Source organism: Nonomuraea sp. NPDC003201, from assembly GCF_053590415.1.
Window position 1 is genome coordinate 13,195 of the sequence record NZ_JBSFTC010000020.1, and the last position, 19,054, is coordinate 32,248.

Consider the following 19,054-nt stretch of genomic DNA (forward strand, 5'->3'; position numbering starts at 1 on the left):
CAGCCACCTTTCGTGGCCCCGGCCCGGCAGCTCTGACCGGCACCTTTCGCAGCCCCGCCCGTCGGCCCAGACCGGCACCTTTCGCAGCCCCGCCCGTCGGCCCAGACCGGCACCTTTCGCAGCCCCGGCCGACGGCCCTGACCGGCACCTTTTATGGCACCGGTCCGGGCCAGACGCCTCTGACCAGCTCGGTTCGCCCGTTCATCGCAGGCCCTACGCGCCGCGATCACATCGCCGAGATCTCGTCCAGGCAGCGCGCGATCAGCACACCGGGCGGACCGGGATGGACCGGGTGGACCGCTCATACGCGCGCCGGGGACGGCCGACGATGCCTCAGCACCCTCAGCACCCTCAGCACCCTCAGACCCTCAGACCCTCAGACCCTCAGACCCTCAGTACTCGACCTCGAACGTATGTGCCCCAAGGGCGTACCCGTCCTCCTTGGGCACCACATACCCATGCTCGATCAGGTGCTTGAGGCTCTCGCGCACCTGCTCCTCGGCCAGCCCGGACGCCCGCACCAGCGCGGCCGGTTCCGCCATGCCGTGCTCCACCGCCAGGGACGCCACCGCCTCGTAGACGTAGACGTCGACGTCCGACAGAGCCTGCACATCGTGGACCTCGATCATGATCGCTGTCTCGCCCCCTCCCTCAGCCGGTTCGGGTCGACCTCACGGTCCGGGTTGCGGCGAAGGTACTCGGATTCCAGTTCGTTCATCCGGGACGTGTGCACCGCCAGAGCGTCGTCCGACCCGTGGAAGAAGGTGTCGCTCCGGGTGGCGTGCAGTTGCCGCAGCTCGCGGACCAGATCGTCGTCGCTGAGCTGCGCCGGATCTATTCCCATCGTCGTCATGGGCTCCCCCTACCCCAGAGACCCTCGACAATATCTGTCACATTTCCTGACATATGGGCATTGTTTGTAAGAGATCGCCGCCTTACCGTCCCCTTATGGACCTCGAGCTCAGGCACCTCAGGATCGTCCGTGCGGTCGCGGACGCGGGAAGTGTGAGCAAGGCCGCATCCCAGCTCGGGCTGGCCCAGCCGGCCCTGACCGCCCAGCTCAAGCGCATCGAGCGGGTGCTCGGCGGCACGCTGTTCGAGCGCGACAGGCATGGCGCGCGACCCACCAGGCTGGGCGAGCTCGTGCTCTCCAGGGCACGAGTACTGCTTCCCGCGGCGCAGGAGCTGCAGGAGGAAGCCGTACGTTTCGCCGCCGCCCCCTCCCCCGGATTCCGCATCGGCGCCACCAACGGCCCCATACTGGGCGGCCTGGTCGACCGGCTCGCCGCGGAAGGGGCGGTCAGCACGTACACCTCCTGGTCGGCCCACGAGCTGACCAGCATGGTCGAGCTCGGCCGCCTCGACTACGTGCTGACCGGCGCCTGCGGCGACTCCGGCACCCCGACCGGCGCGCTCGTGTGGGAGACGATCAGCCTCGACCCCGTGTTCTGCCTGGTCGGCGAGGACCATCCGGCCGCCAAGGAGAAGGAGGTGGAGCTCGCCGACCTCGCCGGCGAACAGTGGGCGGTGACGCCCGGCGACGGCTGCTTCGCCGACTGCTTCGCCACAGCGTGCGCGCGGGCGGGGTTCACCCCGGGCACGATCTACGAGACGGACGTGTCAACCTGCACCCACCTCGCCCAGGTCGGCCGCGCGGTCGTGCTCTGCCAGGCCACCCACCAGGCCGCCCAGGGCCTGACCATGGTGCCGTTCGCCGGCGCGCCACTGCGCTGGCGCCAACTCCTCGGCCACCACCCCACCGCCCCCAAGGCCGACTGGGTGGTGGCACAGGCCAAACAGGCCCACATGGACGCCGTACGCCGCAGCCCGATCTACCACGACTGGCTGGTCCGCAACCCCAGCTACGGCACCGCCCCATAAGCCCCAGGCCGCAAGTCGCGCCCCGCCCCAGACCACCATCTACCCCGGACTCCACCCCCACCCCTTGAACCCAAACCACCACGCCGGGGAGGGCACCCCACCCCTCCCCCACATACCACCCCACCTCAGGAGATGCCGTACTCCCACCCCGACCACCACCCAAACGGCGCATGAACCAACTCCTCCACGGAGCCCCATCCAGCAAATTCTGCAGCGCCCACCGATTGACGGGATGCGACACCACGAGCACCAGACCCCCTTGCCACTCGTCCATCACCTCCCGCAGAACCCCCGCCATCTCCGCCACAACCTGCCGATTGCTCTGCCAGCCAGGCCACGGCATATCGATGTGCCTACTCCACAACGCCGCCACTTCACCGACCGTCCGCCCGTTGCAGATCCCGTAATCGCACTCCCTGAGCCGCCGATCGAGCCTGACCTCCTTGCCGCTGCCCGCAAAAGCGATCCCCGCCGTCTACACGCCCCGCCCCAGCTCGGAGGCGCAAACGACATCCACCGCCATCCGCCACGCCCCCGGCTCCACAGCCAGTTCCCGCCCCGCGCAGACAACTCCCCCAGCAACCACCCGGTGGCAATGCCCGTTTCGTTGTCCACGGCGATGGAGTGAGTCTCGTAACCCAGCGTCACGGCCACGCCCAGACGCTACCGCTCATCAATCCCTTACGACTCCGCTGGTAGCGAAGACCCCGAATATGATCGACCGAGGCTCCAACAACACTGCCGGGCATGGAATGATGTCCGCGGAGACCCGTCTCCCGTTCGGCCGGACGCCACGACCGCATCCGATGCTCTAGCCTTAGCATGCGCAGGGGCTCGGCGCGGTCTTCCGACGTCCCACCGCACGTCACACAACTTAATCCAGGGGCGGTAGCTCAGCCGGTCAGAGCATCGGACTCATAATCCGTGGGTCGTGGGTTCAAGTCCCACCCGCCCTACTCTCCAACACCGCGTTCGACCTGGGGTTTCTCGGTTCTCGCCAGCCTCGGACTTCGTTGTTGACCATGGTTGGTTGCTCGGTGGTTGCTCTTGTGTACGGACCGTGTATCGCGGTAGATCATTTAGATCGCCACCGTCAACTCAGACCCCAGCGACGGTCACCAAAAGATCAAGCCAGAAGGTCTGCGCAGCGTCGTCGGTCAGCGGTCGCCTGATGTACGGTCAAGAGTTGTCCAAGCTGGCTCTTCTTGCCCACCAGGCCGCTCGTGACCAGCAGATAAAAGATCCGCTGCTTCTCGCGGCGATCCTCTCGGCCCTGTTTACAGGACGGGTTAGGGATCGATCGGCTGCATCACCTGCACGACAGCGCTGAGGACAAAGACGCAGGCCCGCCGAAGAAACGACGGGCCTGCTGGGTTCGGTGGTTCAGGTTGTGGCGTCGCCAGCGTGGGCCGGCAGAGTGATCAGCCGGGCGGTCTGGGCGTGTGGGTGCCAACAACTCGGCCGCCCTAAGCGACCTGCGCGTACTCGTGGATCAGCCCGCCGAGGCGGTCACGTCGAATGACCTTGATATCGCCCTCGGCCGGATCGGGAAGGGCCCGCAGCGGAGCGGCTTGGCTCAGGGAGCGATGTGGGCGATGCGCATTGAAGTGGATCTCGTAGGCAGCCAGCACGCGTCGTAAATGGCGGGCGTTGACAATAAGGATCCGATCGAGAAGTTCTCTGCGCAAGCCGCCGATCCAGCGTTCGGCGAACGCGTTGGCCCGCGGAGCCCGAGGCGGACTCTTGAGAATGCGGATGCCTGCGGCCGTGAAGACTTCGTCGAACGCCGCGGTGAACTTGCTATCCCGATCGCGGATGAGGAACCTGAACCCCTGCGCCCTGTTCCCCAGCTCTATCATCAGGTTCCTGGCCTGCTGCGCAGCCCACGGCCCGGTCGGGTGCTCGGTGACACCGAGAACGTGCACACGGCGGGTGCTGATCTCCATGACGACCAGGCCATATAGGCGCTTGAACAGCACGGTGTCGCAGTGGAAGAAGTCGCACGCCAAGATCCCTTCAGCTTGAGCACGCAGGAACTCACTCCAGGTCGGTCCTGCGCGTCGCGGCGCTGGGTCGATGCCGGCCTTCTTCAAGATGAGCCACACTGTGGAGGCCCCGACCCGGTACCCCGAAGCGGCGAGTTCTCCGGCGATCCGCCGGTAACCCCACAGCGGATTCTCCCGGGCCAGACGAAGCACCAAGGTCCGGATGGAGGCGCGGGTGGGAGGCCGCCCCTGGCTGCGGCGTTTGAAGGTCCAGCGCCGCCGTACCAGGTCGGCGTGCCAACGCAGCAGCGTCCCCGGCGTCACGAACAACCGTCGACGACCGGCCGGAGACAGCAGCCGCGCCAGTGCGCTGATCACCGCCCGATCCGCCCACGACGGCCGAGGCCTGGCCACCTGCCGACGCAACACCGCGAGCTGATGACGCAAGACGAGGATCTCCGCGTCCTTCGACCTTTGCGAGCGACCCAGCAGCACCAGCCAACCCGCGAGCCGAACGAAGATCAGATAAAGCAACCGCAGCGCCATGAAAAGCGATCATGCCCGCCAGAATGGAACACCAACCCCCAGGTCGGCCCCAACGGCCGAGATTCGGGCACCCACACGCCTCCAAAACGACGCTGCTCGCTCCGCGATCACGCATGGTGCGCAGGATGAGCTGCAGTTCCGCCGCCTCCGGGGTGGTGGGCGTCGTTTTGTCGACCCAGATCGGTTCGTCGCCCACGCGGCTTCCGTCCGTGCCGATGACCCCGCCCCGGGCTCGCGCGCCCATCCGCAGCACAGACTCGATCATGTAGCTGATGCTGCTCTTGCCGTTGGTGCCGATGACCGCGACCACGTCCATGTCCCGTGACGGCTGCCCGAAGTAGCGAGAGGCCACCCAGGGCGCTGCCGCACGCGTGTCGGCCACCCGCACCATGCACACATTCTCCGGCAGGGGCTCGCCGATCGCCATGCGGTCGACCAGGACCGCCACCGCGCCGCGCGCCACGGCGTCGGCCACGAAGCAGTGACCATCAGCCCGCGATTCGCGCATGGCGATGTACTTGCGGCCGTCGGCCTCTATTCCACGCGGGTGTCTGCCGCACGTTCCCCCGACACGACCCGCGCCGCCTCGACGATCGGTCCTTCACCCGGGGTGAGGGCGGGCCCGGAGTTTCGGGTTTGCCACCAGACCCATGCGGTGATTGCGATGTGCAATGCGCAGGGAAGCAGCATGATCGCCGAACCGACCCCATCGGATCGGTCATTGGCTGCGGTGAAGTCCGCGTGCAGGACAAGGAGGATGAGGAAGCCGATCGTGTTGTTCACCGCGTGGATGACGATGCCGATCTCGAGTCCGCCGCTTCTCCAGGTGATGATCGCGAGGGTGGATGCGAAGACGAGGTAGTAGAGGTTCACCCAGGGGTCGGTCGAGAAGTGAACCACGGCGAAGAGGATGCTGGATACGGCGACGCCGAGCAGCAATGCTGCGCGCGGGCCCTTCGCCCAGCTCGCGGCGACTCGGAACACAAGGCCGCGGAATCCGTATTCCTCTCCTGCGGCCTGCAGCGGTGTCAAGAGGAGAGTGACGAGGAAGACCGAGGCGAGTCCGACCGTGGTCCAGGTGGTTGTCGTGCTGCCCATCACCAGGGTGGAGACGACGAGGTTGATCGCCCACAGCGGGAGGACGATCAGTATCGCCTTGCCGAAGACAGCGGTGCGAAAGACATTCAGTACCGAGGTCAACGAAGCGGCCCGGACCCCGTACAACCATCTTTGAATCAGCATGCTCCACGGAATCAGCAGGGCGATGGGGAGCATCGCTGCGACGTGGATGCTCGCGGTGTACCCGCTCAGTCCCAGCGCGGCGTCGATGCGAAACGCGATCTGGACCGCTCCGAATGTGAGACCGAACATGCCGCCGATAAGCAGGATGATCGCCAGGATGCCCCGCCCGATGCGGCGTCTATCGCTCGCGAGCACGCGTTGGTACTCCGCTCCGGGCCGAATCGGACGAGGTGCGAGCGAGGACGTCTTCGCCGAAGAGTCCGTGGAGGACATCGCGCTGAGCGGGTTATGCGTCATGTTTCCTTTGCCTTCTTGAGACTCGATGTCCTGTTGAGCGGATGGCTGCCGGTTCGGGACCGACATCCCTGCGGTCCGGGTGGGAGCTCGAAAAGCCTCACTGTCGCCTTTGTCGGTCCTGAGCGATGATCTGGTGAGCTTTGGCCAGGGCTTTGAGCTGCGCTTCGTTGTACAGCTCACCCACGGCGGACACGATCACGTCGGCGGCTTTCTGCGGGCTGGACGCAGACGATTTGGTGACGTCGACCATCCGAGGGAATCGGGCTTGGTGGTGCTGGATAACGGAGGCGAGGTCGTCTGCCACGGCATCGATTGCTTCGTCGTCAGCGTCTTCAGAGAGGAGATCGAACTCGTCTGGTTCGTCTCCTCGTTCAGTCATGAGCTGCCGTAAGTCGTCAAGAGCGTCGCTCTGCAAGACCTGTGAATAGACGGTGATCAGGGATCGGTCTCGCTCCGAGAGTGCTCCCGCGACCGGTTCGAATGGCGATGGGGTCGTGAGGGGAGCACGGTTGGTCAGGAGCACCGCGAGATCCGCACGTACGCGCTGCAGCCGGCTGATGGTCTGTGCGAGTTCCTCGTCGATGACGCGTATGGCGTCTTGAAGGTCTTGTCCGGTGTCGTCGATGTCGGCGATATCACTCAGAGGAATGCCGAGGTCTTTCAACCGGCTGATGTGGATGAGGCGGACGAGGTGAGCGGTCCTGTACTGCTTGTATCCGTTAGCGGTGCGCTCGGGCATCTCGAGGAGTCCGACCTCGTGGTAGTGGCGGACGGCTTTGACGGTTGTTCCTGCCAGTTCCGCCAGTTGTCTGGTGCTCCAAGCCACTGTGCTGCTCCTTTCAGCTCGTGATCCCGTGATAGACCAACCCTGCCGAGTTGTACACGATGTGCACGGCGATCGCGGGCCACATCGACCCTGACGCTCGCAAGAGGACACCGGTCGCGACACCGACGACGAACGCGACGGGCATCACAGCGTTGACGCCGTGAGCGACGGCGAAGATCGCAGCGCTCACGAGAACTCCTACCCAGGGGCCCCACCGGAAGAGGAAGTTGGCGAGGAGGCCCCGGAACAGCAGCTCTTCGCCGATCGGAGACAGGATTCCTCCGAGGAAGACCGTGACAGCGAGTGACAGCAGGTTCAGCTGGGTTGCGTCACGGTAGGTCTGCTGGACGGCCTCGGAGCCGGGGAACAGAGGATCGAGAAGCCAAGACACGGGCCAGCTGAGGAAGAAGCACGCAATACCGGCCCCCGCGCCGGCGAGAATCCAGGCGGGGCGGACTCGGTGAAACCCGAACGGGCCGAGACGGCGGATCCGTACGAGGACCGCGGCGAAGAAGCCCCCGGCGGGGGCCACGGCCGACTCAATGAATGCGAGGTGTCCGGCTGACAGGGCTCCGTTCTCGGGTACGAGATAGCCGACGATACCGCCCACCAGATACAAGATCAGTGCGACGACGAGTCCGACGATAAGTTCAAGCCACCCGGGCCGGCTAACATGCGGTTTCGCGTGGGGCGCGATGTCTGCGATGTCCATGCGACGAGCTTCTCCTGTGCCCCAGGGGCAGGGTCAAGGCTGGCTTGCAGCTGCGATGTGGCTGATCGTTCTCGTCCTGGGTCTGTCCGTACGCTCCCTGCGTAGCCTGGAACCCGAGACAGAGAACGACGAGTCGACGGTGGTCAGTAGTGCATAGCGGGGAGCTGGCGCGACTCGCCGGAGTGACCGTCCGAGCGCTGCGCCAATACCATCAGGTCGGCGTCCTCGCCGAGCCGGAACGCGGGGGCAACGGCTACCCCAAGTACAACCCACGACTTGATCCGCCTCCTGCGGATTCAAGCGCCTGGCATCCCGCTGGAACGGATGCCGGACCTCCTCAATGACTTCGGCGGCGACGCCGGCGAGCTGCTGGAGCTGGACGCGGAACTGTGCGCCTGCCGAAAATTCCATCCGTGCAGGTCAAGCGGCATGTGAGTATTCGTGGAGGACGCCGCCGAGCCGGTCTCTTCGGCGTACGTTGAGGTTGACGATTAGGGCTGGATCGGTGATTGAGCCCGGGGTAGAGCGCAGTGGAGCAGCTTGGTCCAGGGCTTGGTGGGCTCGGTGCTGGTTGTAGAAGTGTTCGTACTCGCGAAGGGCGTGCCGCAGGTGGCGCTCGTTCCAGAGCAGGCAGCGGTCGAGGAGTTCACGGCGGCAGGACTGCACCCATCGCTCCATGATGGAGTTCATGCGCGGCATCCGAATGCCGGTGAGTACCGTCGTGATGCGGGCGTCGGCGAGGACCTCGTCCATGAGGGCCGGGAACTTGCCATCCCTGTCTCGGATCAGAAAGCGCGCCCGGCAGCCCGCATCGTTCAGGTCCATCACCAGGTTCTTGATCGCCTGGGTGACCCAATTCGCGCTCGGGTGCGCGGTGGTGCCGAGCACGCGGATGCGCCTGGTGGCGTGCTCGATGACGGCCAGGATGTACTGGCGCTGCCCGTTCAGGGTGACGGTCTCGAAGAAGTCGGCGGCTAGTATGGCGTCGGCTTGGGAGCGCAGAAAGTCGGCCCACGTGGTGGACGGCCGCTCGGGCGCCGAATCAAGACCTTCCTGCTTGAGGATCTCCCACACCGTGGATGGCGCGACCTTGATGCCGAGGGTGGTGAGCTCTCCGTGGATCCGCCGGTAGCCCCAGCCGGGGTTCTCCCTAACCAAGCGCAGGATGAGGGTGCGGATGGAGCGGACGGTGGGCGGGCGCCCGGGCCGCTTCGGTCGGCAGGTACGGGCATGACGCCGTTTCATCAGATCGCGATGCCACCGTAGGACGGTATCCGGCCGGACGATGAGTCGCAGTTGGCGCAGGGCAGCGCGGGGCAGCGAGGTCAGGAGCGCGGCGAGAAAGGCTCGGTCCTGTACCGCTTCAAAATTCATCACGTAGGCCTTGAGCTGGAAGTTCTCCAGAGTGGCTACGCGGCTCGGTGGTACTCGTTGATCAGCCCGCCAAGCACTCTCCGGCGTTCGATCCGGCCTTCCAGCGGTACAACGGTCTGCTCGTCATGATCGGGTGGCCGCTGCGCGCGGGACTGGTGCGGCCGGTGGCCGTTGTAGTGAGCGGCATACTCGATCAGAACGGACCGCAGGTGCCGTTCGTTGTAGATCAGCATGCGGTCGGTGCATTCGGTCCGCACCGTGCGCACCCACCGCTCGGCATAGCAGTTGGCCCGCGGCGTCCGCGGCGGCGTCTTCACCACCGTCACGCCCGCACCGGCGAAGACCGCGTCGAAGACATCAGTGAACTTGGTGTCTCGGTCGCGGATGAGGAAGCGAAACGAGCTGATCCGGACGCCGAGGTCCATGAGCAGGTTGCGGGCCTGCTGAGCCGTCCAGACACCGGTCGGGTTGGCGGTCACGCCGAGGATGTGCACGTGCCGGGTGGCGACTTCCATCACGAACAGCACGTACAAACGCTTCAAGGAGATCGTGTCGATGTGGAAGAAGTCGACGGCCAGCAAACCTTGTGCTTGGGTGCGCAGGAACGTTCGCCAGGAGGTGCCGACGTCTCGGGGCGCCGGGCCGACCCTCCGGCCCCGCAGGATCCGCCGCACGGTCGCTTCACTCACGCGATAGCCGAGCCGGACCAGTTCACCGTGCACCCGGCGATACCCCCAGGACGGGTTCTCCCACGCCAGGCGCACCACCAACTCCCGGATCTCCTTGCGCGTCCTCGGACGGCCGGACTGGTGCGGATACGTCCACCGATCTCGGACCAGGCGCCGGTGCCAGGCCAGCAGGGTGGCCGGCGCCACCAGTCGATGAGCCCGCAACCCGGGCGGCAGGAACCGTGCCAGCGCGGCCAGGACCGCCCGATCAGCCCAGTCCGGCTTCGGCCGGGTGACTTGCCTCCGCAATATCGCCACTTCATGCCGCAGCACTATGATCTCGACATCCTTGACCGCCTCGCTCCGACCCAGCAGCGCCAGCCAGCCGAACACCCGGAGCACGATCAGATACAGGAGACAGAGAGACACAAGAACCGATCTTGCCCGTACCACCGCATCAGGTCGATCCGCAGGTCAAGCGCCCTGCGATGACTTTTGAAGCGGTACAGGTCGATGAGCTTCGCCACGGGCAAGGCGATCACGCCGGTACCGGTGCCCAGGTCCAGGACCGCTACATGCCTTCGAGGCCAGAGACTAAAGCACCCGGCGAGCGCGTCGTAGAAAGCGGGACGGCAGCCGGACTGGTATTTCGCGTTTCACGCGTCGGTGGAGGCAAACACCTCATCGAGCGTGCCAAGCCTTACTCCACGTCATCGCCTGAAGGTGCTGGTGATGTCGTGCAGGCCGGGACTCCCCAACGATCCGGGGGCCGGGGTCGTCGAACGCGCCGAGCCAGCGATAGCCACACTGCACCATCGCCGCCAGGCGAGCACAGGCGGAGGCGTTCAGACCGCCCGCGCGCCAGACGCGCTTCTCCAACAGCACCACATCGATGGGCCCGATGCCAGCAGTGACGGCACCCAGCCCATCAATCCCGCCGACCGCGGACGCTGATCAGGCCATGCCCAGGAGGACTGCCGGACGCAGAGCCACCGCCAACCTCGACCTGCGCGCAGCTCAACTGACGTACAGTGCGGGGCGGAGTTCCCCCGTGCACCCACATCGATCGTCGTCACGACAGCGACAGCCCGACCTTTCCGAGCGGCGCGGAGGCGAGCAGCGTGAACGCCTCGTCGATCCGCTTGAATGGCAGCACCTCGACCAGCGGGACGCGCAGCACCCCCTTCACTGCAAGATCCGCCACGCGGCGCAGCAGGGCCGGGTCGCCTTCCGAGTGGATATTGCTCACCCGGCGGCCCTCACCGATCCCCTCGCGGGCGGCGCCCAGCGTCGAGACCGCAACGCCACCAGGCCGCACGAGATCGGCCATCACCCTGAAGATGCCCGGGTCACGTGAGACCAGGTCGACAACGCCGCCGACGCCGTCCAGGAAACGCTTGCGGACGTCGGCGGCAACATCCCCGCTCCAGTCCACGGTGTCCGTGGCACCCAAGGCCCGGACGTGCTGCTCCTCGGCACCGGGCCGAGCGGTGGCCACGACCCGCAGTCCAGCCGAGGCCGCCGCTTGGATGATGAACGCGCCGACGCCACCAGTGGCCCCGTTGAGCAGGACGGTGGCGCCGGGAACACAGGCGAGCTGATCGAGGCACTGCAGGGCGGTGACAGCCGCCAGCCCGATGGCGCCGGCCTCGGTGAGCCCGAGGGCTTCCGGGCGGTGCACGATGAACCGGTCCTCGGGAACAACGACGAACTCGGCGAAGGTGCCGTCGCCGATGTACTCTCGTTTCACCATCCCGAACACCTCGTCGCCGGGCCGGAAGCCGGTCACCTCGGCCCCCACGCGGTCCACGGTGCCGGCGACATCACGGCCCAGGACGGCCGGGAAGCGATACTCGGACATCGCGCGGAAGAAGCCGGCGGCTGAGGCGGCGTCGACCGGATTCACCGAGGACGCCCTCACACGGATCCGAACCTCCCGGGAGCCGGGCTCAGGAACCGGCAGGTCGGTGAGCCTCGCCTGCTCGCTGAAGTCGTAGAGTGCGTAGGTTCTCATCAGATCAGTCATGTCTGGCTCCATTCCGCGGCCATCAGTAAGGGCGGGCCAGGGCGTTCATCGCGCGAGCCCGCATCTGGTTCTGGGCGGCGATCGGCTCGCCGCGGCGCTGCATCCGGTCGAGGTCCACGCTTGTCTCCACGACCAGCCGCGTCCGATCGAATCGACGCGCCATGAACCGCTGCAGGACATCCTCGACCGGCCCGCCCGCCGCGAGTTCTTGGCCGAGGACGACGCCGTCCTCGATGGCCATGCCACCGCCGGAGGCCAGGTGCGCGGTCGTGGCATGCGCCGCGTCGCCGATGAGCAGGACCCGGCCGCGATACCACGGGGCCGGCGCCATCAGCCAGTCGTAATCGTTGATGATGATCCTCGTGTCCTCAGTGAGGCGCTCCTGCAGCGCGCGCTGCAGCGGAGCCGTGAAGCCCTGTAGGTTTTCCCGCACGATCCGCCGCGCCTCGGCCGGGCCGAAGCGCGGCCTTTGCGCATAGCTTCGGCCAGTCGCCAGGTAGACGCGGCCGTCTCGCAGGCGCAGGGTGACGTTGAGGTGCTCGGACTCGTAAAAGCCGACCGGCCCGACGTCCGGCACTTCGTCGACGATGCAGCGGAACATCGTCACTCCGGAATAGACGGGGGTCACGCTGTCCCCGATAATCAGCGAACGGGTTGTCGACCGGACGCCGTCCGCACCCACAACAAGGTCGTACGATCCCGACGACCTATCGGTGAGCGTGGCGGTTACGGAGTCCTCCAACTGTTCCAGTGCGGCGAGGCCGACGCCGATCCGAACGGTCACGCCGGCCGCCTCGGCGGCTCCTCGCAGAATCGACGCGACCGTCTGGCGGTGGATGAGGATGCCATGCGGCAGCGACGACGGCGGGCGCGGCGGCATGGGCGGGGTGGGGATCGGTTCACCGTTCGCGTCGAAGTACCGGAAGAGGTCCTGAGGAGAAACCGCCAGTCCCTCGTCCAGGAACCGGTCAAGGACGCCGATCTCCGCGAGGCCGTCGACGGCTCGGTTGAGCAGCGTGATGGCGGCGCCGGCGGGCCGATCGGTGAGCTCCACCAGGTCAACGGATACCCCGAGGCGGGCCAGCGAGGCCGCCGCGGTCAGCCCGGCGATTCCCCCGCCGACGATGAGAGCGTTCTGGATGGTGGTCATGGCAGCACTCCGGAGTTTCAGTGCGATCGAGACGGTACCCGGGACGACAGAGCTCGCCGGCAGCCGCACGGCGGGCAGGACGGTCCGAATCGTTGTTTGCGTGGGAGATGGAGACGCCCTCGCGGAGCGAGGGCCGTGGCCGTGGTGTCGTCATCCTGCTAGTGATGTGCGCCACATCCAAGCCCCGATCCTGTATGTGAGGTATGGATGCGGTGAATGCCCGGGAAGCTCTTTTGATGGTGCGGACGCCGTGCCACGATGGGCGGTCACTACCAATCGCGTCGCAGATGTCGCCGCGTCCGCGTACCCAGCAGGAGGGAGCACGGCGCATGGATCGGCTACCGCGGCCAGATTCCGTCCCCGGCGACGGGGCTGCCATCCGATCGTCGCTGCCCCGTGCTCGCAACGGCGTCCGCAGTCAGGATCTGCTGTCCCTGCCAGTACTGCACGCCCTCCTCCGTGAGCGCAGCGTCACCCGCGCCGGGGAGGTTGTCGGGCTCACGCAGTCGGCCACCAGCAACGCTCTGGGCCGGCTCCGGCGGCGGTTCGGCGATGAACTGCTCGTGCGTGTAGGCCGGGAGTACCACCTCACGCCACTGGCCCAGAGCCTGCTGGAGCGTGCCGAGTCAGCGTTGGACACGATGGAGCGGCTGTTCGAGGCGGAATTCGATCCAGCGACCAGTACACGGGAGTTCAATCTGGTCCTGTCGGACTACTCCGTCCTTGTCCTCAGCGGCCCGCTGGTCACCTTGCTCCACAGCGAGGCCCCTGGTGTCCGCTTGAACCTACAGCTTCTGAGCGCCGCATCCCCCGACTTCGATGAGCTGCTGCGCCAGTCCGACGGTGTCGTCCTGCCGCCCGATTTCATCCGCGGGCACCCAAGCATCAGGCTGCTCCAGGATCGATGGGTCTGCATCGCGGGCGAGAAAGCCGCTATAGGCGACACGGTGACCATCGAGGACCTTGCTCGGCTGCCCTGGGTGGCGCCCTTCGGTTCGACGCTGTTCTCGACCATCACTCCAGTCCGGCGGCTCCGCGCCCTGGGAGTCGAGCCCAACATCGAAATCACCGTCGAAAGCTTCCAGGCCGTTCCGTTCCTTGTGGCCCGCAGTCACCGGATCTCGGTCGTCCCCGAACGGCTGGCCGCCCACTTCGACGACCTGCCCGGTGTCCGGGTCCTGGAGACCCCCCTTCCCTGGAATGAGCACCTGCTGTCCCTGTACTGGGACGCGATGGAGACCAACGACCCAGGGCACCGGTGGTTCCGGCACCTGCTGCGCCAGGCTGCCGCGGCGGCAATGTAGGCCGTGCTGCGGGCCTGAACGCCGGTAGAGCCAACCGATATCCGTTCCGCCGATAGGTCGCATACAAGGCTGGGTATGTCGCACGCCTGGTCGCTCGGCGCACAATCGAGGTCATCCTCCGTTAGCTCATCATCCCGGACCTCGTCCTCCGCCCGAAAGGGCCGCACGAGGCAATGGTGAAAGGTTGTCCATGGCTTCCGTTGTCCAGGTGCTGTGCGTCCCGCACGACCCCACACTGCCCGGCGTCGCGGCGCAGGGCAGCGCGGCTCCCGAGCCGTTGCAGCGCACGATCGCCCAGTTCGCCGAACTACGTGCCCGTCTGGAGGCGGCGCGTCCCGATGTGCTGGTCATGGTGTCCGGCGACCACTTCAATCAGTGGTTCTACGACAACATGCCGACATTCCTGATCGGCAAGGCGGCGCGTGCGTCCGGCCCGTTCCCGCACGAGCAGCACCTGTTCGGCATCACCCCCTACGACACCGCGCTCGAGGGCGACCTGGCCCGCCACCTGCTCCGCCAAGGCTTCCAGCACGGCATCGACTTCTCCTACAGCGACGACTTCCTGCTCGACCACGGATTCACCGTGCCGCTGAACTTCCTGCGGCCTGAACAGGACCTGCCCGTCGTCCCGCTGTTCACCAACGTGATGGCTCCGCCCGTGGCCACGGGCCGTCGCTTCTACGACCTCGGCGCCGCTGTCGTCGAGATGATCGAGGCCCATCCGGCCGACCTGCGGGTGGCCATCATCGCCAGCGGTCACCTGTCGAACTCGGTCGGCGGACCCGCCATGCTGCGATTCACGCGAGAACCGGCCTCCGCCTGGGACCGGCGGGTATGGCAGCAGATCACCGCCGGTGACACCAAGACCCTCATCGAGGAGAGCACCTACGAGACGCTGGCCGCGCAGGGCAGCGGCACGCCCGGCTTCCTGGACTACCTGTTCGCACTGGGCGCCGTAGGCGGTGCGGTGCCGGCTCACGCTGAAATGATCGCGAGCCCCGTCGGACTGCCAACGGGGTTCCTGGCCTGGGATGACCGGCACGCCGGCTCGACGACGCAGGGAGCGGCCCGATGAGCAAGTACGCCACGAACCGGGTGCTGTGGGAGGCCGCCGCCGACGGCGCGCTGGCGCAGCGGATCCAGCAGGACCCGCAGAGCGCGCTGGCCGAGCGCGACCTGACCGATCAGGAACGCGAAGCCCTGTCCAAGGCAGACATCCGTGGCCTGTTCCAGCTCGGCGTCCACCCGTTCCTGCTTTACAACTACGCCCTGCGTCTCGCCGGCGGCTTCAGCATGTCGTTCGTCGAGTCCTACCTGGCCCAGCTCGAAGGCCTGGAGCTCAGCGACCTTGAGACCTGACCGCTTCGGTGCTGTTGCGAGCCGCAAGACGCACTCGATGACAGCTGCTCGGATGGACCAGTTCGAACGGACGCGGGAGAGGACGGGCTGATGCGGTTCGCGCGCTGGGAAGAGGCCGGACACGTCCACGACGGCGTTGTCGGCGAACACGGCCTCCACCGCCTGACGGAGGCCGGCGTGCTGGACCTGGCGCGGGCCGGGCTGCCCGCCGCTCTGGCCGCCGGTCAGCGGGCGCTCACAGGCCCGCCGACCCCGATCGACGCGGTCCGGCTGCTGCCACCGATCGAGGCCCCGACGGTGCGAGACTTCGTCGCGTTCGAGGAGCACGTCGAGGGTGTGGTGCGGTCCGTCGCAGGAGGGGCGGGTGTGGTGCCGGAATGGTACGAAGCGCCGACGTTCTACTTCACCAACCCGTACGCGCTGGTCGGCGCTTACGACGATGTCGCCGTGCCGCCGGGTTCCGAGCTTTTCGACTTCGAGCTCGAGGTCGCCGTCGTCGTCGGGGCCGTCAATGGGCGCGACGGCGCCTCGCTGTCGCCTGAGCAGGCCCGCGAGCACATCTTCGGTTACAGCGTGCTCAACGACTGGTCGGCCCGCGATCTGCAACGCCGGGAGATGAAAGTCCAGCTCGGCCCGGCGAAGGGCAAGGACTCGGCGACCACGCTGGGCCCGTGGCTGGTGACCGCCGACGAACTCGACCCTTACCGCGACGCCGAGGGCTTCCTGGCCCTCGACATGCGGGTTGCGGTCAACGGCGAGCTGATCGGTGAGGACCTGCTGAGCAACATGGGGTGGCCGTTCGAGGAGCTGATCTCCTACGCATCGCGCGGCACCTTGGTGCGGGCCGGGGACGTGCTCGGTTCGGGCACGTGCGGCAACGGCGGCTGCCTGGCCGAGCTATGGGGGCGCCGCGGCAAGCAAGACCCTCCCGCGCTGCGGCCCGGCGACGTCGTGGAAATGACCGTCGAGGGTATCGGCACCATCCGCAACCGGGTGGTGGAGGGGGCTGAGCTCCCGCCGGTGCGGCCGGCACGCCGGCGGCCCCGCCACCGGACGCGCGCGTCGTCGAGCCGGACTGCAGAGTAGGAAGGCAGCCGGTGCTGTCCGCGCCGTGCACAGCCGGGAGACGGCGGCGCCGGACGAGCCCCCGGCCTAGGCGACGCGTTCGGCCGCGCGCATCAGCACACCGCGAAACCATCGGTGGCCGGGCTCGTCCGTCACGGTGGGGTGCCAGCGCAGGGACAGGTTGAGTGGTCCTACGTCCACCGGGCTGCGCAGGATCCGTATGGGTGCCACGGGGGCCAGGCGCTTCGCGAGCCTCTCCTGGAGGAAGGCGATACGGTTGCTCCCCGCGACCAGGAACGGGACCGAAAGGAAGCTGTCAGTCACCACCTCCACGTGCGGTTCCATGCCGTGTGACCGCAAATGGCGCAGTGCGGGGAAATCTGCCGGACCGGAGTGGGTGTACTGGCTCACCCACGGCAGGGCGGCGAGCTCGGACACGGTCAGCTCGCTGCCTACGGAGGTGTTGGTGTCGGCCACGACGCACACCCACTGGTCGCGCAGCAGGATCTGGCCGGGATAGCCCTGCACCAGCTCATGTGGCAGGACCACCCCGTCGGTGTTCCGGATCAACGCGTCGGCGTCGAAGTGAGAGATCGTGGTGAGGGGGCGAAGGTCGAGCCCTGCCCCGGGGGCCTCCTCGGCCAGGATCCGGTTGAGTTCCTCGAACAGGACCGCGACGGTGTAGTCGGAAATCGCGAGAGTGAATTGCCGGGTGGTCGTCGCCGGGTCGAATTCCTGGCCGAACACGCGCTCCAGCGCCTCGGTGGCCGCCTCGATCCGTGACAGCAGGCCGGCGGCCAGCGGCGTGAGCTCGTAGTCCCGGCCCACCCGGACCAGCAGCTCGTCGCCGAACCGGCGACGAAGACGGGCCAGCACCGCACTGGTGGCGGGCTGGCTCAGACCGAGCGTCTCGCCGGCCCGGGTGACATTGCGTTCGACCAAGAGTGCGCGCAGGACGGGCAGGGTCGCCACGTCCTGACTGCGCAGCACGCGGCCCGCCGGCTCTGCAGCGGGCCTGCCCGCTGTGGGGTTCGACGCCGAGCTGTATGTCACCGCAGCTTCCCTCCGCCTTCCGCTCCAGGCACGATCCAGCGCTCCGGACGGCCCTGCAGTGTCTTCAGCGTACGGTCCTCGCTGTCCGATATCCGTCCCGCCGATAGGTCGCATACAAGGTTGCGTATGTCGCATGCCTGGTCACGCGGCTCACAATTGAAGTAATCCTCCGTTAGCCCATCATCCCGGACCCTCGTCTTCCACCCAAAAGGGCCGGACGAGGCAATGGTGAAAGGTTGTCCATAGCTTGTGTCGTCCAGGTGCTGTGCGGCCCGCACGACGCCGCGCTGCCCGGCGCCACGACGTAGGGCAGCGTGACTTCCGAGCCCACCGGCTCGACGACGCGGGGGACAACCCGATGAGCAAGTACGCCCCGAACCGGGGTGCTGGGGAAGGCCGCCGCTGATGCCCTGTATGGGGGCGACATCCGTGGCCTGGCCCAGCTCGAAGGGTCTCGAACTCAGCGACCTCGAGGCCTGACCACCGATAGATGAAGGAATACCCGCCATGACCGCATCAGGCTCGCCTGCCGACCTCGACCCCGTCACCGGGCTGCGCACTGGCAGCTTCGCCCTCGCCACCCTCTCCGACGGGCAGCGCAGGTTCCCGTCGCTCGTCGGCTCGGACGGCACCGTCACCGACCTGTCCGAGCGGTTCGGCGACCTGCACGAGGTGGTGGACGACTGGGAGGCCAACCTCGAGCTGATCGGCAACCTGTGGGCCGACGCCGCGCGTTCCACCCGGCCGCTGGACGGCCTGCGGCCGTTGCCGCCGCTGGCGCACCCCAACCTGTTCGGCGCCGGCGCGAACTACAAGACGCACTCGGCGCAGATGCTGACCAAGAACCAGTTCAACCAGCACAACCGCAAGCCGGGCGAGACGGACGAGGACTTCTACCAGCGCAACCTTGAGCTCATGGAACGCCGGGCCCGCGAGGGTACGCCGTTCGCCTGGACCGGCCTGCACTCCGCGCTGATCGGCGCCACCGACGACGTCGTCCTCCCGGCCCTCGGCGAGGAGCCGGACTGGGAACTCGAGCTCGGCGTCGTCCTCGGCGGTACGGGGCGCTTCCTCTCACCGGAGGAAGGCCAGGAGCTGATCGCCGGGTACACGATCGTGAACGACCTCGGGACCGTCGATATCTTCCGCCGGACCGACATCCCTTGGGGCTACGACTGGATCAGCAAACACCAGCCGACCTTCAAGCCGACCGGCCCGTTCCTGGTGCCCGCTCAGTTCTTCCAGCTCGACGAAACCGTCCGCACCACGCTGAAGGTGAACGGTCAGGTCATGCAGGACTGGCCGACCAACGACATGATCTTCGGCCCGGCGCAGTTCGTCGCCTATCTGTCGGAACACGTCCGGCTGACACCCGGGGACATCGTCTTCATGGGCTCACCGCCCGGGAACGGCAAGCACCACGGCCGCTTCCTGCAGGACGGCGACATCATCGACAGCGACATCACCTATCTCGGCCGGCAGCGCAACCGTTGCGTCGCCGAGGATCTGCAAGGCCGCAAGCCCCACTTCGGACGCTTCCAGACCGACTGATCCATCGCCGTTGAG

General features: G+C 66.9%; 19 protein-coding genes, 1 tRNA gene and 2 pseudogenes. 9 read left to right on the forward strand and 13 right to left on the reverse strand.

Translation table 11 applies throughout. The features are described 5' to 3' along the window. Window positions 1-392 precede the first annotated feature (392 nt). Both ACWDX9_RS10980 and ACWDX9_RS10985 read right to left on the reverse strand, forming a co-directional pair. The gene (locus ACWDX9_RS10980; protein ID WP_449951687.1) at window positions 393-629 is read right to left on the reverse strand and encodes a hypothetical protein; all 237 of its coding nucleotides are present in this window, start codon (window positions 627-629) and stop codon (window positions 393-395) included. Further along, window positions 626-853, reverse strand: coding sequence for a DUF6158 family protein (locus tag ACWDX9_RS10985; RefSeq protein WP_449951690.1), 228 nt, complete (start codon window positions 851-853; stop codon window positions 626-628). The genes ACWDX9_RS10980 and ACWDX9_RS10985 overlap by 4 nt, the downstream gene beginning before the upstream one ends. Before the next feature lie 95 nt (window positions 854-948). On the opposite strand from ACWDX9_RS10985, the gene ACWDX9_RS10990 reads away from it, so the two are divergent. Continuing rightward, window positions 949-1,881, forward strand: coding sequence for a LysR family transcriptional regulator (locus tag ACWDX9_RS10990; protein ID WP_449951693.1), 933 nt, complete (start codon window positions 949-951; stop codon window positions 1,879-1,881). A 184-nt stretch (window positions 1,882-2,065) separates the two neighbouring features. Here ACWDX9_RS10990 and ACWDX9_RS10995 read toward each other — a convergent pair. Next, window positions 2,066-2,347, reverse strand: a pseudogene (locus ACWDX9_RS10995) (histidine phosphatase family protein); the annotation flags it as partial. A gap of 416 nt (window positions 2,348-2,763) precedes the next feature. Between ACWDX9_RS10995 and ACWDX9_RS11000 the strand changes: the two are divergent. After that, a tRNA-Ile gene (locus ACWDX9_RS11000) sits at window positions 2,764-2,837 on the forward strand. Between the two features lie 510 nt (window positions 2,838-3,347). Here ACWDX9_RS11000 and ACWDX9_RS11005 read toward each other — a convergent pair. From ACWDX9_RS11005 to ACWDX9_RS11025, 5 genes and pseudogenes are all read right to left on the reverse strand, one after another. Further along, window positions 3,348-4,412, reverse strand: coding sequence for an integrase core domain-containing protein (locus tag ACWDX9_RS11005; RefSeq protein WP_449951695.1), 1,065 nt, complete (start codon window positions 4,410-4,412; stop codon window positions 3,348-3,350). An 85-nt stretch (window positions 4,413-4,497) separates the two neighbouring features. Beyond that, window positions 4,498-4,920: pseudogene (locus ACWDX9_RS11010) on the reverse strand (Mur ligase family protein); the annotation flags it as partial. A 26-nt stretch (window positions 4,921-4,946) separates the two neighbouring features. Continuing rightward, window positions 4,947-5,849, reverse strand: coding sequence for a CPBP family intramembrane glutamic endopeptidase (locus ACWDX9_RS11015; RefSeq protein WP_449951698.1), 903 nt, complete (start codon window positions 5,847-5,849; stop codon window positions 4,947-4,949). A gap of 199 nt (window positions 5,850-6,048) precedes the next feature. Further along, window positions 6,049-6,777 (reverse strand): MerR family transcriptional regulator, encoded by a 729-nt coding sequence (locus ACWDX9_RS11020; RefSeq protein ID WP_366317436.1) that lies wholly within the window; start codon window positions 6,775-6,777, stop codon window positions 6,049-6,051. Between the two features lie 13 nt (window positions 6,778-6,790). After that, on the reverse strand, window positions 6,791-7,489 hold the full coding sequence (locus ACWDX9_RS11025; RefSeq protein ID WP_366317438.1) for a CPBP family intramembrane glutamic endopeptidase: 699 nt from the start codon (window positions 7,487-7,489) through the stop codon (window positions 6,791-6,793). A gap of 149 nt (window positions 7,490-7,638) precedes the next feature. Between ACWDX9_RS11025 and ACWDX9_RS11030 the strand changes: the two genes are divergently transcribed. Both ACWDX9_RS11030 and ACWDX9_RS11035 read left to right on the forward strand, forming a co-directional pair. Then, the gene (locus ACWDX9_RS11030; protein WP_366317440.1) at window positions 7,639-7,833 is read left to right on the forward strand and encodes a helix-turn-helix domain-containing protein; all 195 of its coding nucleotides are present in this window, start codon (window positions 7,639-7,641) and stop codon (window positions 7,831-7,833) included. Then, on the forward strand, window positions 7,766-7,924 hold the full coding sequence (locus ACWDX9_RS11035) for a hypothetical protein (RefSeq protein WP_449951875.1): 159 nt from the start codon (window positions 7,766-7,768) through the stop codon (window positions 7,922-7,924). The genes ACWDX9_RS11030 and ACWDX9_RS11035 overlap by 68 nt, the downstream gene beginning before the upstream one ends. Here the strand turns inward: ACWDX9_RS11035 and ACWDX9_RS11040 are convergent. The 4 genes from ACWDX9_RS11040 to ACWDX9_RS11055 form a co-directional block, all read right to left on the reverse strand. Continuing rightward, complete coding sequence (locus tag ACWDX9_RS11040; RefSeq protein WP_449951703.1) at window positions 7,910-8,863, reverse strand: integrase core domain-containing protein; 954 nt, start codon at window positions 8,861-8,863, stop codon at window positions 7,910-7,912. The genes ACWDX9_RS11035 and ACWDX9_RS11040 overlap by 15 nt on opposite strands. A 35-nt stretch (window positions 8,864-8,898) precedes the next feature. Beyond that, complete coding sequence (locus ACWDX9_RS11045) at window positions 8,899-9,924, reverse strand: integrase core domain-containing protein (RefSeq protein ID WP_449951706.1); 1,026 nt, start codon at window positions 9,922-9,924, stop codon at window positions 8,899-8,901. A 679-nt stretch (window positions 9,925-10,603) separates the two neighbouring features. After that, window positions 10,604-11,545 carry an NADP-dependent oxidoreductase gene (locus ACWDX9_RS11050; protein WP_449951709.1) on the reverse strand — a complete coding sequence of 314 codons (942 nt, stop codon included), beginning with the start codon at window positions 11,543-11,545 and terminating at the stop codon, window positions 10,604-10,606. Between the two features lie 34 nt (window positions 11,546-11,579). Further along, a complete protein-coding gene (locus ACWDX9_RS11055; RefSeq protein ID WP_449951711.1) occupies window positions 11,580-12,707 on the reverse strand; it encodes an FAD-dependent monooxygenase in 1,128 nt (375 codons plus the stop codon). 329 nt (window positions 12,708-13,036) lie between these two features. Here ACWDX9_RS11055 and ACWDX9_RS11060 point away from each other — a divergent pair, with 329 nt between their 5' ends. The 4 genes from ACWDX9_RS11060 (at window position 13,037) to ACWDX9_RS11075 (ending at window position 16,456) form a co-directional block, all read left to right on the forward strand. Continuing rightward, complete coding sequence (locus ACWDX9_RS11060) at window positions 13,037-14,011, forward strand: LysR family transcriptional regulator (protein ID WP_449951714.1); 975 nt, start codon at window positions 13,037-13,039, stop codon at window positions 14,009-14,011. A 190-nt stretch (window positions 14,012-14,201) separates the two neighbouring features. Beyond that, window positions 14,202-15,086: a DODA-type extradiol aromatic ring-opening family dioxygenase gene (locus ACWDX9_RS11065; protein WP_449951716.1), complete on the forward strand. Its 885-nt coding sequence runs from the start codon at window positions 14,202-14,204 to the stop codon at window positions 15,084-15,086. Further along, on the forward strand, window positions 15,083-15,370 hold the full coding sequence (locus ACWDX9_RS11070; protein WP_449951719.1) for a hypothetical protein: 288 nt from the start codon (window positions 15,083-15,085) through the stop codon (window positions 15,368-15,370). The genes ACWDX9_RS11065 and ACWDX9_RS11070 overlap by 4 nt, the downstream gene beginning before the upstream one ends. Before the next feature lie 90 nt (window positions 15,371-15,460). Beyond that, on the forward strand, window positions 15,461-16,456 hold the full coding sequence (locus ACWDX9_RS11075) for a fumarylacetoacetate hydrolase family protein (protein WP_449951722.1): 996 nt from the start codon (window positions 15,461-15,463) through the stop codon (window positions 16,454-16,456). 66 nt (window positions 16,457-16,522) lie between these two features. Here ACWDX9_RS11075 and ACWDX9_RS11080 read toward each other — a convergent pair whose 3' ends face one another. Next, window positions 16,523-17,407 carry a LysR family transcriptional regulator gene (locus ACWDX9_RS11080; protein ID WP_449951724.1) on the reverse strand — a complete coding sequence of 295 codons (885 nt, stop codon included), beginning with the start codon at window positions 17,405-17,407 and terminating at the stop codon, window positions 16,523-16,525. A gap of 588 nt (window positions 17,408-17,995) precedes the next feature. On the opposite strand from ACWDX9_RS11080, the gene ACWDX9_RS11085 reads away from it, so the two are divergent. After that, window positions 17,996-19,039 carry a fumarylacetoacetate hydrolase family protein gene (locus ACWDX9_RS11085; RefSeq protein WP_449951726.1) on the forward strand — a complete coding sequence of 348 codons (1,044 nt, stop codon included), beginning with the start codon at window positions 17,996-17,998 and terminating at the stop codon, window positions 19,037-19,039. Window positions 19,040-19,054: the final 15 nt, after the last annotated feature.

Bases quoted from the DNA above. Each gene is read 5' to 3' on its own strand.
- ACWDX9_RS11040 (WP_449951703.1), bottom strand. From the start codon at position 8,863: ATGAATTTTGAAGCGGTACAGGACCGAGCCTTTCTCGCCGCGCTCCTG.
- ACWDX9_RS11025 (WP_366317438.1), bottom strand. From the start codon at position 7,489: ATGGACATCGCAGACATCGCGCCCCACGCGAAACCGCATGTTAGCCGG.
- ACWDX9_RS11050 (WP_449951709.1), bottom strand. From the start codon at position 11,545: ATGAGAACCTACGCACTCTACGACTTCAGCGAGCAGGCGAGGCTCACC.
- ACWDX9_RS11060 (WP_449951714.1), top strand. From the start codon at position 13,037: ATGGATCGGCTACCGCGGCCAGATTCCGTCCCCGGCGACGGGGCTGCC.
- ACWDX9_RS11055 (WP_449951711.1), bottom strand. From the start codon at position 12,707: ATGACCACCATCCAGAACGCTCTCATCGTCGGCGGGGGAATCGCCGGG.
- ACWDX9_RS11070 (WP_449951719.1), top strand. From the start codon at position 15,083: ATGAGCAAGTACGCCACGAACCGGGTGCTGTGGGAGGCCGCCGCCGAC.
- ACWDX9_RS10990 (WP_449951693.1), top strand. From the start codon at position 949: ATGGACCTCGAGCTCAGGCACCTCAGGATCGTCCGTGCGGTCGCGGAC.
- ACWDX9_RS11075 (WP_449951722.1), top strand. From the start codon at position 15,461: ATGCGGTTCGCGCGCTGGGAAGAGGCCGGACACGTCCACGACGGCGTT.
- ACWDX9_RS11065 (WP_449951716.1), top strand. From the start codon at position 14,202: ATGGCTTCCGTTGTCCAGGTGCTGTGCGTCCCGCACGACCCCACACTG.
- ACWDX9_RS10985 (WP_449951690.1), bottom strand. From the start codon at position 853: ATGACGACGATGGGAATAGATCCGGCGCAGCTCAGCGACGACGATCTG.
- ACWDX9_RS10980 (WP_449951687.1), bottom strand. From the start codon at position 629: ATGATCGAGGTCCACGATGTGCAGGCTCTGTCGGACGTCGACGTCTAC.
- ACWDX9_RS11085 (WP_449951726.1), top strand. From the start codon at position 17,996: ATGACCGCATCAGGCTCGCCTGCCGACCTCGACCCCGTCACCGGGCTG.
- ACWDX9_RS11005 (WP_449951695.1), bottom strand. From the start codon at position 4,412: ATGGCGCTGCGGTTGCTTTATCTGATCTTCGTTCGGCTCGCGGGTTGG.